General features: G+C 70.5%; 11 protein-coding genes. 2 read left to right on the top strand and 9 right to left on the bottom strand.

What is annotated here, in order from left to right; all coding sequences use genetic code 11:
* Positions 1–27: 27 nt before the first annotated feature.
* The 5 genes from LTV02_RS20795 to LTV02_RS20775 all read right to left on the bottom strand — a co-directional run bounded on the left by LTV02_RS20795 (position 28) and on the right by LTV02_RS20775 (position 9,078).
* A complete protein-coding gene (locus LTV02_RS20795) occupies positions 28–1,470 on the bottom strand; it encodes a serine/threonine-protein kinase (protein WP_233033059.1) in 1,443 nt (480 codons plus the stop codon).
* A gap of 107 nt (positions 1,471–1,577) precedes the next feature.
* A complete protein-coding gene (locus LTV02_RS20790) occupies positions 1,578–2,753 on the bottom strand; it encodes a VWA domain-containing protein (protein ID WP_233033057.1) in 1,176 nt (391 codons plus the stop codon).
* Between the two features lie 84 nt (positions 2,754–2,837).
* Positions 2,838–5,117, bottom strand: a complete 2,280-nt coding sequence (locus LTV02_RS20785) for a DUF5682 family protein (protein WP_233033055.1) — start codon at positions 5,115–5,117, stop codon at positions 2,838–2,840.
* A complete protein-coding gene (locus LTV02_RS20780; RefSeq protein WP_233033053.1) occupies positions 5,117–6,214 on the bottom strand; it encodes an ATP-binding protein in 1,098 nt (365 codons plus the stop codon). Before LTV02_RS20780 ends, LTV02_RS20785 begins: the two co-directional genes overlap by 1 nt.
* Positions 6,211–9,078, bottom strand: coding sequence for a DUF5691 domain-containing protein (locus LTV02_RS20775; protein ID WP_233033051.1), 2,868 nt, complete (start codon positions 9,076–9,078; stop codon positions 6,211–6,213). The genes LTV02_RS20780 and LTV02_RS20775 overlap by 4 nt, the downstream gene beginning before the upstream one ends.
* Positions 9,079–9,261: 183 nt before the next feature.
* Here LTV02_RS20775 and LTV02_RS20770 point away from each other — a divergent pair, with 183 nt between their 5' ends.
* A complete protein-coding gene (locus LTV02_RS20770; protein WP_067720255.1) occupies positions 9,262–9,540 on the top strand; it encodes a SelT/SelW/SelH family protein in 279 nt (92 codons plus the stop codon).
* Here LTV02_RS20770 and LTV02_RS20765 read toward each other — a convergent pair.
* Positions 9,537–9,803 (bottom strand): FmdB family zinc ribbon protein, encoded by a 267-nt coding sequence (locus LTV02_RS20765; protein WP_233033049.1) that lies wholly within the window; start codon positions 9,801–9,803, stop codon positions 9,537–9,539. The genes LTV02_RS20770 and LTV02_RS20765 overlap by 4 nt on opposite strands.
* Positions 9,804–9,858: 55 nt before the next feature.
* Between LTV02_RS20765 and LTV02_RS20760 the strand changes: the two genes are divergently transcribed.
* Positions 9,859–11,418, top strand: a complete 1,560-nt coding sequence (locus tag LTV02_RS20760; protein WP_408639234.1) for a carboxylesterase/lipase family protein — start codon at positions 9,859–9,861, stop codon at positions 11,416–11,418.
* On the opposite strand, the gene LTV02_RS20755 is transcribed toward LTV02_RS20760, so the two are convergent.
* From LTV02_RS20755 to LTV02_RS20745, 3 genes are all read right to left on the bottom strand, one after another.
* On the bottom strand, positions 11,412–12,710 hold the full coding sequence (locus tag LTV02_RS20755) for a cytochrome P450 (RefSeq protein WP_233041639.1): 1,299 nt from the start codon (positions 12,708–12,710) through the stop codon (positions 11,412–11,414). The two genes, LTV02_RS20760 and LTV02_RS20755, sit on opposite strands and share 7 nt — an antisense overlap.
* 105 nt (positions 12,711–12,815) lie before the next feature.
* Positions 12,816–13,532, bottom strand: a complete 717-nt coding sequence (locus LTV02_RS20750; protein WP_233033047.1) for a TIGR03089 family protein — start codon at positions 13,530–13,532, stop codon at positions 12,816–12,818.
* Positions 13,520–14,953: an LCP family protein gene (locus LTV02_RS20745; protein WP_233041638.1), complete on the bottom strand. Its 1,434-nt coding sequence runs from the start codon at positions 14,951–14,953 to the stop codon at positions 13,520–13,522. Before LTV02_RS20745 ends, LTV02_RS20750 begins: the two co-directional genes overlap by 13 nt.
* Positions 14,954–15,222: the final 269 nt, after the last annotated feature.

The following is a 15,222-nucleotide window of genomic DNA, read 5'->3' as shown; positions in this document are numbered from 1 at the left end:
CCATTCCGGCGGGGCCCTGCTTTCGTTTCAGGCCGGGTACGGTCCCGCGGCCGGGAGGGACAGTGTCGTGATCGTGGGCGTCGCGGGACCCAGCGAGGACGACTTGTTGCTGTTCACGATGATCGCGATCACGATGATGGCGGTCACGATCACCGCGACGATGCCGAAGATGATCCAGCCGACCGGGCTCGAACTACGTTGCGGGGCACGATAGTTCGCGACCGGAGGACGCTGCTGGAAGTTCTGCGGCGGCTGATACACCGGGCCGGGATTCACCCGCTGACCCTGACCGACCTGCGGGGCGCGGCCCGAGGAAACGCCCTGGGCGGCACCCATGGCCGGATTAGGGTTCAGCGGCAAGCCCTGGCTCACTTGGGGATTGGGGCCCAGCTGCGGTCCCGGGCCGATGGGGGTATTCGGGCCGAGCGGCTGGCCTTGCCCGACCGGGGAACTCGGGCCGAGCGGCTGGCCCTGCCCCACCGGGACATTCGGGCCGGGCTGCGGGATCGGGCGAGGCTGCTGGGCCGGACCCGACTGCCCGACCGGCCCGACCGGCGGGCGGGGCTGCTGCACGATCGGCTGCGGGCGGATCGGCGTAGGCGGGCGGGGGACGATCGGCTGCGGGTGCGCGGGGGTCGGCGGGCGCGGGGCGGCCAGAGCGCGTTCCACCGCGGCGGCGAATTCGACGCAGGAGCGGAAGCGGTCCTGCGGGCGTTTGGCGAGGGCGCGGCCCAGCACGCCGTCGATGGGCCGGGGTAGTTCGGGGCGCAGCGGGGAGGCCGGGGGCGGCGGCTGCTGCAGGTGGCCGCGAATCACGGCGGCGGGACTGGTGCCTTCGAACGGGACCGCGCCGGTGAGCAATTGGAACAGCGTGCAGGCCAGTGCGTACTGGTCGGAGCGGCCGTCCATGGTGGCGCCGGTCAGCTGTTCGGGGGAGGCGTAGGCCAGGGTCGCGGTCACGGTGCCGGTCTGGGTGAGATGGCCGGTGTCGTCGCGCAGGCGGGCGATGCCGAAATCGGTGAGGTAGACCCGTTCACCGCCGGCGCCCGCGCGATTGGAGGAGCGGGCCAGCAGGATGTTCGCGGGCTTCACGTCCCGGTGCAGGACGCCGCGGCCGTGCGCGTAATCCAGGGCCTTGGCGGTCTCGGTGATGATCTGCGCGGCGCGCAGGGGCGGCAGTGAACCCGGGTTGACGGCCGAGGCGTTCACCCCGTCGATGTACTGCATGGAGATCCACAGCTGTTCGCCCTCGGTGCCGCGGTCGTACACCGTGACGATATTCGGGTGATCGAGCTGCGCGACCAGATCGGCCTCGCGCACGAAACGCGCCCGAATCTCGTTATCGGAGAACATCTCCTGATTCAGGAGCTTGAGCGCCGTCATGCGCGGCAACCGCGGATGCTTGGCCAGATACACCGACCCCATACCGCCGCGACCGAGCTCGCGTTCGATGACGTAACCGGCGAACACATCACCACGCTGCAAAGCCGAGCCCCCGTTTCCACGAGACAGATCCGCTGGCAGCGTACCGCGTCGGGGGCGGCCGCCTGTGCCGCCTGAACCGACAGGTATCCGGATCAGCCGCTCTGACCTGCGTTCGCGTGTGCCCATGCCGGTACATCTCCGCGATCCAGGGCGACCGCCAGCAACTCCGGAAATCGATCCGGGGTGCAGGCGAAAGCGGGAATGCCGAGGGCCGCGAGCGCGGCGGCATTGTCGTGGTCGTAGGCGGGGGCGCCCTCGTCGGACAGGGCCAGCAGGACGATCACCTGTACGCCCGATTCCTTCATGGCGCGCATCCGTTTCAGCATCTCCGCGCGCACGCCGCCCTCGTACAGGTCGGAGATGAGCACGAAGAGGGTGTCGGCGGGCCGGGTGATCAGCGATTGCGAATACGCGAGGGCGCGATTGATATCCGTGCCGCCGCCCAGTTGGGTGCCGAACAGCACCTCCACCGGATCCGAGAGCTTGTCGGTGAGATCGACGACGGCGGTGTCGAACACGACCAGGGAGGTCTTCAGCGAGCGCATGGACGCCAGCACCGCGCCGAACACCGACGCGAACACCACGCTCGGGGCCATCGACCCGGATTGGTCGATGGCCAGCACCACGTCCCGTTTGACGGCCTGCGCCTTGCGCCCGTACCCCACCAGCCGCTCCGGCACCACGGTGCGATGCTCCGGCAGGTAATTCGCGAGGTTCTTCCGAATAGTCCGATCCCAGTCGATATCCCGCAGCTTGGGCCGCGTCACCCGGGCCGCCCGGTTCAACGCCCCGCCGACCGCCGCCACCGTCTGCGCCGCGATCCGCCGCTCGATCTCCCGCACCACCTGCTCCACCACGGTGCGCGCCGTCGCCTTGGTGGTCTCGGGCATCACCCGGTTCAAGCTCAGCAGCGTGCCCACCAGATGCACATCCGGTTCGACGGCCTCCAATAGTTCCGGCTCCAGCAGCAGCTCGGTCAAGTTCAACCGCTCCACCGCGTCCCGCTGCATCACCTCCACCACGCTCGACGGAAAGTACCGCCGGATATCCCCGAGCCACCGCGAAACCTGCGGCGCGGACCCACCCAGCCCACCCGCTTTCTTCCCCGCGTTCCCGCCGCGCGCCTCCGAGTCGTACAGCGCCCCCAACGCGCGATCCATGGCGGCGTCGTCGGCATTCCCCAATCCGCCCACCCCGGACTCGGATTCACCGGCGGCTCCCAGCACCATCCGCCAGCGCCGCTCCCGCCCCTCATCCATCTCGCTCATGTCAGTTCCTCCGACTCATATGTCCCCCGCCGCATCTCGCCCTCCCGGTTGCATGGCTTGATTCCGCGCCGGTCGGCTTTCCCGTCATTCCGGCGTGCCCTTGGCCGGAATCTCACGGCTGCCGGTGAGATCCCGGCCGAAAGCATGCCGGGATGACGAGGGGGTGCTCATCTCGGCGATCCCCAAGATCTCGGCGGCCGCCCGGAGGGCCAGTTCGCCACGGGCGGAGTCGTATTCGGTGTTCGTCGCGCTCGCGGTGGCCGAGCCGTGCCGGACCGCCTGCCCGATCGCCTGCCGTTCCCCGGTGTCGAACGCGCCGAAAGTGCGGCGCAGCAAGGGAAGTGTGGCCAGGAACTGCTGTTCGTCCAGGCCGCTGAGCCAATTGTCGATGAGCGACAGCAGGTTTCGGTCGTGCACGAGCAGCAGGCCCCGCCCGCCCAGGAAACCGTCGACCCAGGCGGCTTTGTCGATCGGGGTGCGGCCCACCGACAGCGCGGCGGATAGTCGGCGCGCGGATTCGCCGGCGTCGATCAGCTCGGCGTCGCTGAGCAGGCGGACGGCGCGTCCGGCCAGGCCGCCGTGGATATCGTCGCGGTCGGCGAGATCGCGCAGGGCGGTGTACCAGGTGGCGTCGGCCCATTGGTCGGCTCGGGTCGAAAGCGCCTGGTGGACCGCGTCGATCAGGGCGCGCAGGGCGTTCGCGGCATCGGTGTCCAGGCCGGTGGCGGCGCGCGCCAGGCCGGTGCAGGAGCGCAGCAGCAGGCTGTCGGCGACGCGGGTCAGGGCGACGGTGTCGGTTTTGCGGACATCGCCGTAGCGCAGGGTGCGGAGGACTCCGGGTAGTGCCGCCAGCAGGTGGGTGACGTCGTGATCCAGTGCCGCAACGGATTCCAGACGCGTGACCAGGGGTGCGGTCGCGCCGGTGAGGTCCGCCGTCAGCGCCGCTTCCAGCGCGGTGGCCACCACGCCCACGGTGGCATCGGGGTAGGCGACTTTGTCGAGCACCTTCGCCTCGGCGGCGGTGCGCAAGGTCGTACCCCAGCGCGCCGCCTCCACGATGGCGATGGCCAGCTCCGGCCGCCATTGCAGGGTCCAGGTCTCCCGGAAGGTCCCGGTGGCCCGCACCTGACTGTCGGTGAGCTGCCCCCATTCGATGCCGAGCAGCCGGAGCCGGTGCAGCAGGCGGGATTTCGCCAGCCCGCTGTCGGTGCGCAGATCCAGATCCACGGTGCGCGCCTGCGGCTGCTGCTTGAGGCGCAGCGACCGGGCCTGGGCGCGCAGGTCGGCTTCCAGCGGCACGGTGGGCGTGTCGGCGGGCACGGAACCCAGCGCCTCGCCCACCACCAGTTCGGTGCTGACCAGCCGCAGCATGGTCTCGTCCCCGTCGCAGAGCACCGCGCGGGTGGCCTCGGTGACCTCCGACAACCCGGCCAGCGGCCGTTCGCGCAGGGTGGCGAGGGTGTCGGCGAGCCGGACCGCTTCGATGACGTGCGCGCTCGACACCGGAAGATCGTGTGCGCGCAGCATTCCCGCGACCTTGGTGAGCCAGCGGACGATCGGCTGCTCGGTCTGCGTGAACAGGTGGTGATACCAGCCGGGCGAGGTGATGCCGGCCCCGTACCCGGAGGAGCTGGACAGCCGGGCGTGCGTCCACGGCACCCAGGTCAAAGTGGCTTTGCCTTTGGGCAGGCCCTTCAACAGCCGGGCGTCGGGCGCGGCCGGTCCGAGCTTGCCCGTCAGCGCCGGACCGTGCCAGGCCCCGCACACGATGGCGAGCCGTCGCGCGCCGTCCTTCAACGTCTTCCGCATCACCTGCCGCATGTACGCCTCGCGGCGCAGCGTGTGCTCGTCGATGTCGGCGGTCTCCCGCAAGGCGGTCATGGCCTCGTTGACGGCATCGAAAATATCGGCGTCCGAAGCGGATTCGACGAAGGCGTCCCACCAGCGCTCGGCATCGTCGTAGCCGCCCGCCGCGGCGAGTTCGGCGAGCGGGTCGGTGCGGTCGCCGGGTTCGCTCGCCATGGCCAGCGTCATGGCCGCCGGCAGGTCGAAAAACCCTGTGGTGACCGAGTTCTCGGCCGCGTACGAGAGCGCCTGCCATTCGGGGGAGAACACCGCGAACGGCCACAGGGCGGCCCGCGCCGGTTCGTCCGGGTGATAGCCGAGCAGCGCCACCGGCGGTGCCATGCCCTCGGCGGTGACATAGCCGATGAGCGGGTCGGCGTCGGCCGGGCCTTCGATGAGAATCGCGTCCGGACCGAACTTCTCGAGCGCCAGCCGCAGCGAACGCGCCGAACCCGGCCCGTGATGGCGGATGCCGAAGATCCGGGTCTCCGCCGCCACGGCGCTTGTCGCGGCCGTCATCAGCTCACCTCGCGGCAGGCCCGGTAGAAGTCGGCCCAGTCGGCGCGCTGGCGCACCACGGCCTCCAGGTATTCGGTCCACACCACCGCGTCCGCCACCGGATCCTTGACCACCGCGCCCAGCACCGCGCCCGCGATATCGGCGGACCGCAGTACCCCGTCCCCGAAATGCGCGGCCAGCGCCAGGCCATTGTTGATGACCGAAATGGCCTCGGCCGTGGACAGCGTGCCCGACGGCGATTTCAGTTTGGTGCGGCCGTCCGCCGTACTGCCCGAACGCAGTTCGCGGAACACCCGCACCACCCGGCGCACCTCCTCGGCGGCGGCCGGTACGGCGGGCAATTCCAGTGCGGCGCCGAGCTGTTCGACCCGCCGGGTGACGATGGCGACCTCTTCGTCCTCGTCGGCGGGCAGCGGCAGCACCACGGTATTGAAGCGGCGGCGCAGCGCGGAGGACAGTTCGTTGACGCCGCGGTCGCGGTCGTTGGCGGTGGCGATCAGGTTGAAGCCCTTGGCCGCCTGCACTTCCGTGCCGAGTTCGGGCACCGGCAGCGTCTTCTCCGACAGCACGGTGATGAGCGCGTCCTGCACGTCCGAGGGGATGCGGGTCAGCTCCTCCAGCCGCGCGATGCCGCCGGCGCGCATGGCGGTCATGATCGGCGAGGGCACCAGCGCCGCGTCGCTCGGCCCTTCGGCCAGCAGCCGGGCATAGTTCCAGCCGTAGCGGATGGACTCCTCGGCCGTGCCCGAAGTGCCCTGCACCAGCAGCGTGGAGCGTCCCGACACGGCCGCCGCGAGATGTTCCGACACCCAGGTTTTGGCGGTGCCCGGCACGCCGATGAGCAGCAGCGCCCGATCGGTGGCGAGGGTGGCGACCGCGACCTCCATGAGCCGGCGCGGGCCCACGTACTTGGGGCTGATCACGGTGCCGTCGGCGAGCGTGCCGCCCAGCAGGTAGGTGACCACCGCCCACGGCGAGAGCCGCCACGACGGCGGGCGCGGGCGATCATCATTGGCGGCCAGGGCGGCGAGTTCGGCGGCGAAGGCCTGTTCGGCGTGCGGGCGCAGCAGCGCGCCGGGCTCCTCGATGATGGTCACTGCAGCTCCTCGAGCATCGTCTGGCGTTGAATGAGGTCGTGGGCGAGCTGGTCGAAAGCCTGCTCCCAGTAGGGATCTCCGCATTTGCGGGCGATGGCGGTGACCAGGTTCGCCGCGGTCACCGGGAAGTGCGCGGACGCGGCGCGGAACAGGGTGCGATAGGACCCGGGCACCAGGCTCGGCCCGCCCGGCCGGTCGGCGGACAGCTGGGCGCGCTCCAGCAGCAGCCGTAATACGTGTTCGGCCATGGCGTCCGGCCACGGATGCGGCACCGCCCGCAACAGCGATTCGATCTCGGCCAGCCAGCTGCTGTCCAGCCGGCGCAGATGCCGGATCTGATCCGGTAGGGGCTGCAACGCGAACAACTCGCGCAGTTTGTCACTGTCGGCGGCCCCGGCCGGAGTGGCGGCGTAGCTCGCGAACAGCACCCGCGCCCATTCCGGATTCCGTTGCGCCAGCGCCGCATCCGCCCAGCCGGCGAACAGGGCTCCGCGCATCTCCTCGGCGATCGCGACCTCCACCGCCTGCTCCGCCGATCCGAGCACCCGCTCCCAATGCCGCAACGGCGTCCCCGCCACCACCCGCTGCAACCATTCCCCCGACAGATCCGGCGCGCCATCCGCCCGATAACCGGTGTATCCGTACGAATCCCCGACACCGTCCCGCCGCGCCGAATCATCCAGCACGCCGGGCCCGGTCGTGGTGAGCCGCGGCCGCACCGGCCCCGCCCCGAAATTCAGCCAGGCCGCCGCCCGCTGCTTCATCCGCCCGGCGAACCCCGATTCCGGCAGCCGCGCAAGCAGATCCGCCGCCAGCCGCCGCACCTCCGCCCGCCGATCATCGAGCGCGCGTTCCAGCAAGTCCTCGTCCGCGAGCGAAAGCCCGGGCCCGAGTATGGCCAGCAGCTCGGCCTTCCCGGCCCCCGACTCCGTATCCCACGATGCCGCCAGCGCCTCCCGTGCCGCCCCCGCATCCTCCCGCCGCACCTGCGCCAGCCACTGCCGCCGCTCGGCCGGCCGCCCGTGCGACCACACCGCCGGATCGTCGAAATCGGCCCGCACCAGCGTCCGCCACCCCGGATGCAGCCCGGCCAGCCACCGCCCCCGCGCCCCCGCCATCCGCAACAGCGGTTCCCGATGCGCCGCAATCCCTTTCGCTCGCTCCAGCACCACACTGACCAGCCCGTCCGGCACCCGATAGTCATACGGCCCCGCCGCGGCGAACCACTCCGCCAGAAACGGCGAATTGGCTGCCAGCAGCTTCGCCAGCCGCCCCGCCGCCGCCCGCGGCAGCACCCGCCGCCCGTCTTCCCCGGCCACCGCGACCAACTCGGCCGTGCCACCCAGCACGCCCCCGCGCGCGAAACAGTCCTGCAGCCCGACGGTTTCGAGTAAGACCACGGCCGGGTCACCCACCGGCTCGCTCATGCCCCGCACGACGGCCGACACGCCCCCGGCCGAATCCGGCTGCGCTGCTCCCGTGCGGTCGGTCGGTGCCACTGTGGAATGTGGCGGCCTGGCACGCGTGAAATCGGGTGCTGCCGTCTCGGCGGAGTCTTCGTCAGCGCTCGGTCGAAGGGGTGATTTCGTCGCCGGACCGCTCGTAGGGACGCCTACCTCCACACCAGGGGGCAACTCGGTCGCTGGCCTGGAATCCGGCTGCTCCGCTGTGACTGGGCTGTTCGCGGTGGGCCGGGACGCGAGATTCGCCGCCAATGTCGCTACCGGGGTGGGCAATTCGGTGTGGTGCGTAGCGCGCCGCGCGGTTCCGACCAGTGCGGTCGAGACCAGTTCCGCGAGTGTCGTGTCCGGGGCGGGTGGGCTCATCGGCAGGCCGGTCGGGTTTCCTTCGCCGGCACCGGCGTCCACGATTTCGCCGGCGGTGAAGGCGGACAGGGGCACGAAGCCAGCTGCCGTCCATTCGCCGATGACCGTGACCGGGTGGCCGCCGGAGAGTCCGAGCAGCCGCCACGGCTCGCCGTCGCCGATCGCGACCGGGAGCGCGGTGCCGTCGGATTCGACCACGTGCCAGTCGTTTTCGTGGCAGACGGGCACCACGTCGGTGAGAACGACCGGCCAGGCGCGCAGGAAGGGGTCCGCGCCCACTGCCCGAGCGTAGGTGCCGAGGGCTGCCTCGATGGTGCCCGCATCGTGCTCACCGGGAAGCGCGGTGCGGGGGAGGGAGGTGAAGGGGTCGGGGAGGGTGTGGCGGGCGCCCCAGAGGGCGCGCAGGGGTGCGGCGGCGGGGTAGAAATGCAGGTCGGCTTCGATCAGGTGGCCGGGGGGTGGGGTGTCCGGCGGGAAGGTGGGGGAGCCGTGGTGGTGGTCGATGAGCAGGGCCCAGCGGGTGGTGGTGCGGCCCAGCAGGAGGGTGCGGCGGGTGTAGAGGGCCTCGTCGGAGGTGATGCGGGTGGAGAGCACCATCCATTGGTCGCGGACGGGCGGCTGGGCGCGGACCGAGTCGACGGGCGTGGAGTAGCCGATGTGGCTGCGGATGCTGGCGCGCAGGGCGGGGGAGAGGGCGTCGAGGCGGCGGTGGGCGACGGCCAGCAAATGCAGGCGGGCGTATTCGCGCAGGAGTTGCTGCGGCCAGTCGGGGCCTGCGGTGAGGAGGGGGAGACGGCGCAGGGCGCCGGCCACGCCGGGGGCTTGGGCGTCGACCATGCGGCGGGCCACGGCGTCGAAAGCCAGATAGGAGCGGTCGGTCTGGGCGAGGCCGGTGCGCACCTGGTCGGTGAGCCAGATGTCCAGGTCGGCGAGCCCGGCGGTGACGCGGGCGTGGCGTTTCTCGGCGCTGGTGGCGGCGCGCGGCGACGCCGCGGCGGCCGGTGGCGGGGTCGATTCGGGTGTGCCGGCAATCGCCATCGGGCCTCCCCCTTCCGTGTCGACTCAAGTTCTATCGGAGGGCACCGACAAGTATCGGCGGCGGGCGGACATGGTGAAAAGGCATGCGCGGAAGCCCGATTCGGCTAACTCGCAGCGACTTCGACGCTGCGCCCGCCGCGCGCTCCCGCGAACCGCTGACCGCCGCCCGGTAGGGTGCCCGATATGCCGCGTGTCGCGATCGAATACTGCACCCAGTGCCGCTGGCTGCTCCGGGCCGGCTGGATGGCCCAGGAATTGCTGACCACCTTCGCCACCGACCTGTCCGAGGTGGCGCTGGTGCCCGGCGAGGGCGGCGTCTTCCGCATCACGGTGGACGGCGAGCAGATCTGGGAACGCAAGGCGGACGGCGGTTTTCCCGATATCGCCGTCCTCAAACAGCGCGTCCGCGACCGGGTCGCCCCCGATCGCTCGCTCGGTCACGCCGACAAGCGCGCGGACTAGCAGCAGCCCCCGCCGCCACAGCATCCGCCGCCGGACGCCATGGGCGGGACCGGCGCCGCGCTCGGCGCACTGCCGCGCGTCACGGTCCCGAAGGTGGTCAGCAGTTTGACGGTGTCGTCATGCCCCTGCGGGCAGCTCGCCGGATCCGAGGATTCGGCCATCGGGCGGTTCATTTCGAAGGTGTCGCCGCAGCTGCGGCAGCGATAGGCATAACTCGGCACGCGCCCGAGGGTAGACCACGCCGCGCCGCTCGCCATCGCCATCCGCGCTCCCGATCACCCAGTACCCTCGAATTTACGGAGTACAGAGGAGGTTGGTGTGGGCACGCAGCTCTTCGACACGCTGACAAACGAGGACACCGACCCGGTCGCCCGGACCGCGTACGGCGAGGTGCGCGGGCGACGCGAGGGGCAGACCGCGGTCTGGCGCGGCATCCCCTACGGCGCCCCGACCGGTCCCCGGCGCTTCCGCCTCCCGCAGCCGCCGCAGCCCTGGGCCGGAGTGCGCGATTGCGACACGGTGGGCGAGATGTCCCCGCAGGCTCCCGGCTTCGTCCCGGTCGACGGTTCGCTGCGCGTCGGCGAGGACTGCCTCTGGCTCAATGTGTGGGCCCCCACCGCCCCGACCGACGAACCCCGCCCGGTCATGGTGTGGCTGCACGGCGGCGCGTACTGCCTGGGCACCGCCGCGCAGGCCATCTACGACGGGCGGCGGCTGGCCGAGACCGGCGGCGTGCTCGTGGTGACCGTGAACTACCGGCTGGGCGCGCTCGGCTTCCTGGACCTGTCCTCGCTGGGCGGCGACTTCACCCCCAATCTCGGCCTGCACGACCAGATCGCCGCCCTGGAATGGGTGCGCGACAATATCGCGAGCTTCGGCGGCGACCCCGGCAATGTCACCCTCTTCGGCGAATCCTCCGGCGCGGGCTGCGTCACCGCCCTGCTCACCTCCCCGCGCGCCGCGGGCCTGTTCCATCGCGCCATCGCCCAATCCCCGCCCGCCACCACGGTTTTCGGTGCGGACCGGGCGGCCGTGGTGGCCAAACGCTTCCTGCACCTGCTGGAACTGCCGCCGGATCGCGCGGCCGAACTGTTCGATATGCCGCTGGACCGCTTCATGGCCGCGGCCGTCGTCCTGCTCGACGAGGTGCCGGTGCGCGAACCCGGCCGCCTGGCCGCCGCCCCGGTGGTGGACGGCGATCTGCTGCCCGCCTATCCGAGCGAACGCTTCCAGGAAGGCCGTTCGCATCGGGTGCCGCTGCTCATCGGCACCAACAAGGACGAGGCGTCGCTGTTCCGGCTCTTCCGTTCGCCCATCATGCCGGTCACCCCGGACGCGGTGAACGAGATGCTGCGCGGGGTGGCCGCCGAACATCCGGGTCTGTCGGCCGAGCGCATCGCCGAAATCGCCTCCGCCTACGAGGATCTGAGCACCCCGCGCGGCGCGCTCACCATGTCCGGCGATGCCGCCTTCCGGATGCCCGCGCACTGGGTCGCCGACGCGCACTCCCGGCATTCCCCGACCTGGATGTACCGCTTCGACCACGCCACCCCGATGCTCAAGGCCGCCCGGGTCGGCGCGGGCCACGCCACCGAATTGCCGTATGTCTTCGGCAATTTCGGTTCCTTCGACCGCGACCCCACCTTCTGGCTGGGCGGACGCAAAGCGGCACAGGAGGTTTCGGGCCGCATGATGCGCCGCTGGCTGGCCTTCGCCGAATTCGGCGTGCCCGCCGCCCTGGACGGCTCCAAGCATTGGCCGCCCTACAACGAAACCACCCGCACCACACTGCTCATCGACGCCGTCGACCGGATCGTGGACGACCCGGACGGCGATCGCAATTCGGTCTGGGGCGACGAGGTCGTCGGCTTCTACTGAACCCTGGACGTGGCGCGCTCGCCCAGCTGGGCGGGGATGCGCGCGAAACCGTGCAGGTTGTGCAGCGGACGGCGTTGCGGCGCACCGGCCAGGCTGAGATCGGGGAACCGCTCGAACAGCGACCGCAGCGCGTACACGCCCTCCATGCGCGCCAGGCTCGCGCCCAGGCAGGTGTGGATGCCGCTGGAGAAGGTCAGGTGCTCACGGGCGTTCGCGCGGGTGATATCGAATCGATCCGGGAATTCGAACTTGCCCGGATCCCGGTTCGCGCCCGCCAGCGACATCACCACCACGCTGCCCTGTCGCAGTGCCGTGCCCGCGATCTCCACATCGCACAGCGCGGCGCGGGCGGTGGTCTGCACCGGGGCGTCGAAGCGCAGGATCTCCTCCACCGCGTTCGGCCACAGGTCCTCGTCCTCGCGCAGCAGCGCCAATTGCTCACGGTGCGAGAGCAATTGCACGATGCCGTTGCCGATCAGGTTGACGGTGGTCTCGAACCCCGCGCCCATGAGCAGGCTGGCGGTGGCCTTCAATTCCCGGTCGTCCAGGTCCCCGGCGGCGACCAGGCTGCTCAGAATGTCCTCGCCCGGCTCCACCCGCAGCCGCGCGATGTGATCGTCGAGGTAGGCGTCCATCTCCAGCATGGAGCTGATCGCGGTGCGCCAGGTCCGCCACGGAATGCCGAAGTCCAGCAGCGGGCTCATGACATCGCCCCAGGCCAGGAATTGTTCCCGGCGCGAATCCGGGAAGCCCAGCATCTCGGAGATGATGGCGATCGGCACCTGCGCCGCGAAATCCCCGACCAGATCCGCGGATCCGCCGGCGGGCAGCGCGTCGAGAAGTTCGGTGGTCACCGATTCCACCCGATCCCGCAGCCGCCCGATGGCCCGCGGCGTGAAGGCCGCCGACACCGACTTGCGCAGCCGGGTGTGCTCGGGCGGATCGGTGATCAGCATGGACGGCGGCTCCACCGGATTGGGCGGGATCTGCGCCGACTTGACCGTGCGGTGCAGCCACTCCGGGATCTCGAAGCCGTCGATGCCGAACACCCCGAACCGATTGTCACGCAGCAGGTTCCGGGCGAGTTCGTAATCCACGGTGGACCAGCTGATCGGACTGTGCGCCAGCCGCCCCTGCTCGCGCAGCTGCTCGATGTAGGGGTACGGATCGGCCAGCCCGGCGGCCGTGCCCATCAGTTTCGCGAAGGGATTGCCGCGCCGCGCCTGCACCCGCATGAGCATCCGGGCTGAACCGTGTTCCACCAGCCAGCGCGCCATATACCGCGGGTTCATCATCACGGGACTCCCTCGTCGTCGGATGATTCCACGGTACGGAAACCGACTGGGCGGGGGAACATCCCACGGCGGGAACGGCGGCTCCTACCCGGGTAGGAGCTGTCAGCCCCGCTGGGCGGTCACCCGCTCGCCGGCCACTCGCCGCGCCAGCGCGGCCGGATCCGGATGCGCCACCTGCACCAGCGACGCGCCCGCCGCGAACACCGCCAGCAGGCCGTCGATCAGTTCGGTCGGGGTCTCCCAGGGTGTCGTGGACAGCACCCGGTCCTCGGCCGTGAAACCCTGCCGCGCAGCCGATTTCCGCGCCTCGGCAAGCACCGCCGACACCGACATCCCGTCCAGCGCGCAACCCACGCCGCCCGGCCGGAACTGATCCCCGTGCACCCGCACCGAAGTCGCGTAATCGGTGATCCCGACCGGCAGATCCTTGACCGGCATTCCCATCGGATCCAGCGACAGCGCCGCGATCTCCGGAATATCGCCCGCCTCGTCGATCCGGTCCGCGGTCACCAGCGCCAGCTCGGCGTCCGGATCGGCGTGCAACACCACTTCCGCCCCGGCCCACCAGCAGCCCAGCAGCACCGCCGCGGTCTGCCAGTGCGCGGGCAGCAGCACCGCCACCCGCGCCCCCGCGGACAGCCCGAACTCGTCGCGAATCATATTGGCGGTCTTGGCCGCCCAATTGGCCAGCGTGAGCGCGGACAATTCGATCCGCGCCCCGGTGGCGTCGTCGTAGAAGGTGATGCGCGGGCCCGCGGCATCACGGGCCAGGATGGGTTCGAGTACGGCGTCGGTGAGGGTTTCGGTTAATTCACGCATTTCGGTCCGTTCTGCCCGGCATCGATGGGTGGCGCCGGCGGCACCGGCGTCGCCGTGGTCGAACTGCCGGAGAAATCCATGACGGAGGTGCTGGTGCTCGCCGCCGAACCGGGACCAGCGTAGTCACTCGCCAGCACCACGCGCACCGAACCCTCGGGAAGACCCGCCTCCGACAGCACCGGCAGGCCGCCGAGCGCCTTGGCCACCGCGCGCGCCTTGGGGTCGCCCGCACTGGCCGCGAGCACCCGGCTCGACTGCACCGGGCCGCCGATCCAGTTGTCCACCGTGCCGGTGCGGAAACCCTTGCCGGTCAGCGCCTGCGCGGCCTGCGCGGCCAGGCCGCCGGTGCCGCTGGCGTTGAAGACATCGGCGGTCACCGTGGCCGGATCGACGCCGCCCGTCTCGTCATGGGTGGACCCGTCCTCGCCGACCATCTTGGCGACGTACTTGCGCACCGCCTCGGGATCGACCTTGACCACCGATTCGCCGTCGTCGGTCCAGCCGTTGAGATCCTTGACCGGAATGGTCTCGAACTTGACCTGGCCGCCGGACAGATCCTGCAACTGCCCGAGGAATTTCAGGACGTCCCAGTCGTCGTCGAGGACCACGGTGCGGCCGACGGCAGTGCTGAGTTCCTGCAATCGGCCCGGACTGGTGAGCGTCTTGGCGCTGAGCACCTGGTGCACCAGCTGCGCCATGTACACCTGCTGGCGCACGATCCGGTCCAGATCCCCGCGCGGCAGTTCGTGGCGCTGGCGCACGAAACTCAAAGCCTGTGCGCCATTGAGCTTCTGCCGCCCGGCGGGGAAGTCCGCGCCCGAGAGCGGTTCGTAGACGGCATTGTTCAGGCACACCTCGACGCCGCCGACGGCATCGGTGAGCAGCACGAATCCGAGCAATCCGACTTCGGCGTAGTGGTCGACGGTGATGCCGGTCAGATTGCCGACCGTCTTGATCAGCGCCTGCCGTCCTGCCGTGGTGGAGCGCTTGTCGGCCTCGGATTCGGAGACGCCCTTGTCCAGGAGCTTCTGCTGCTCGTTCAGCTTGGTCACGCCGTACGCGGAATTGATCTTGCCTTTGCCGAGTCCCGGAATGTCCACGTAGGCATCGCGCGGAATCGAGATGGCGGTGGCCGAACTGCCGTCGTTGGGCACCCGGATCAGCACGATGGTGTCGGTATTGAGCCCGACCTCGTCGCCCGCGTGCAGCATGGCGCGCTCGTCCTCGGACAGCGGATTGCCGTGCGCGTCGGTGCGCGAGTCGATGCCCACCATGAGAATGTCCACCGCGCCGTCGCGGCCCCCGCCCAATCCCAGATTGCCGATCCGCTCGATGGACGACACCAACCGGTCCACCTGATACCAGCCGAGCCCGGTCACCACCAGCACCAGCGCCGCCGCGACCATGGCCAGCGCCCGCATCGGATTCGAGCGCCGCGGCCCCGTCGCCCGGACCGGGCGCGACGGTAGCGGTGCGGATGCCCTAGTGCTCTCCGGCAACCCTCATGTCCTTTCCGATGGTCGGCCTGCATCCCCGCCGATCGAGGTGATACCGCTGGAATGCCCCCGGTATGCAGGCTAGACGCGCGGGGGTGCCGGACCGCGTAGCCGGCGCTCCGTGAGTCGTGCGAGATCGCCCACCCGGCCGCCGGATGCGCGGGCATTTGCGCAGGTGATGGCATATGTGCGAA

The sequence above is a fragment of the Nocardia yamanashiensis genome, assembly GCF_021183565.1.
Lineage (GTDB): Bacteria > Actinomycetota > Actinomycetes > Mycobacteriales > Mycobacteriaceae > Nocardia > Nocardia yamanashiensis.
This window is presented reverse-complemented; position numbering and strand designations above follow the sequence as displayed.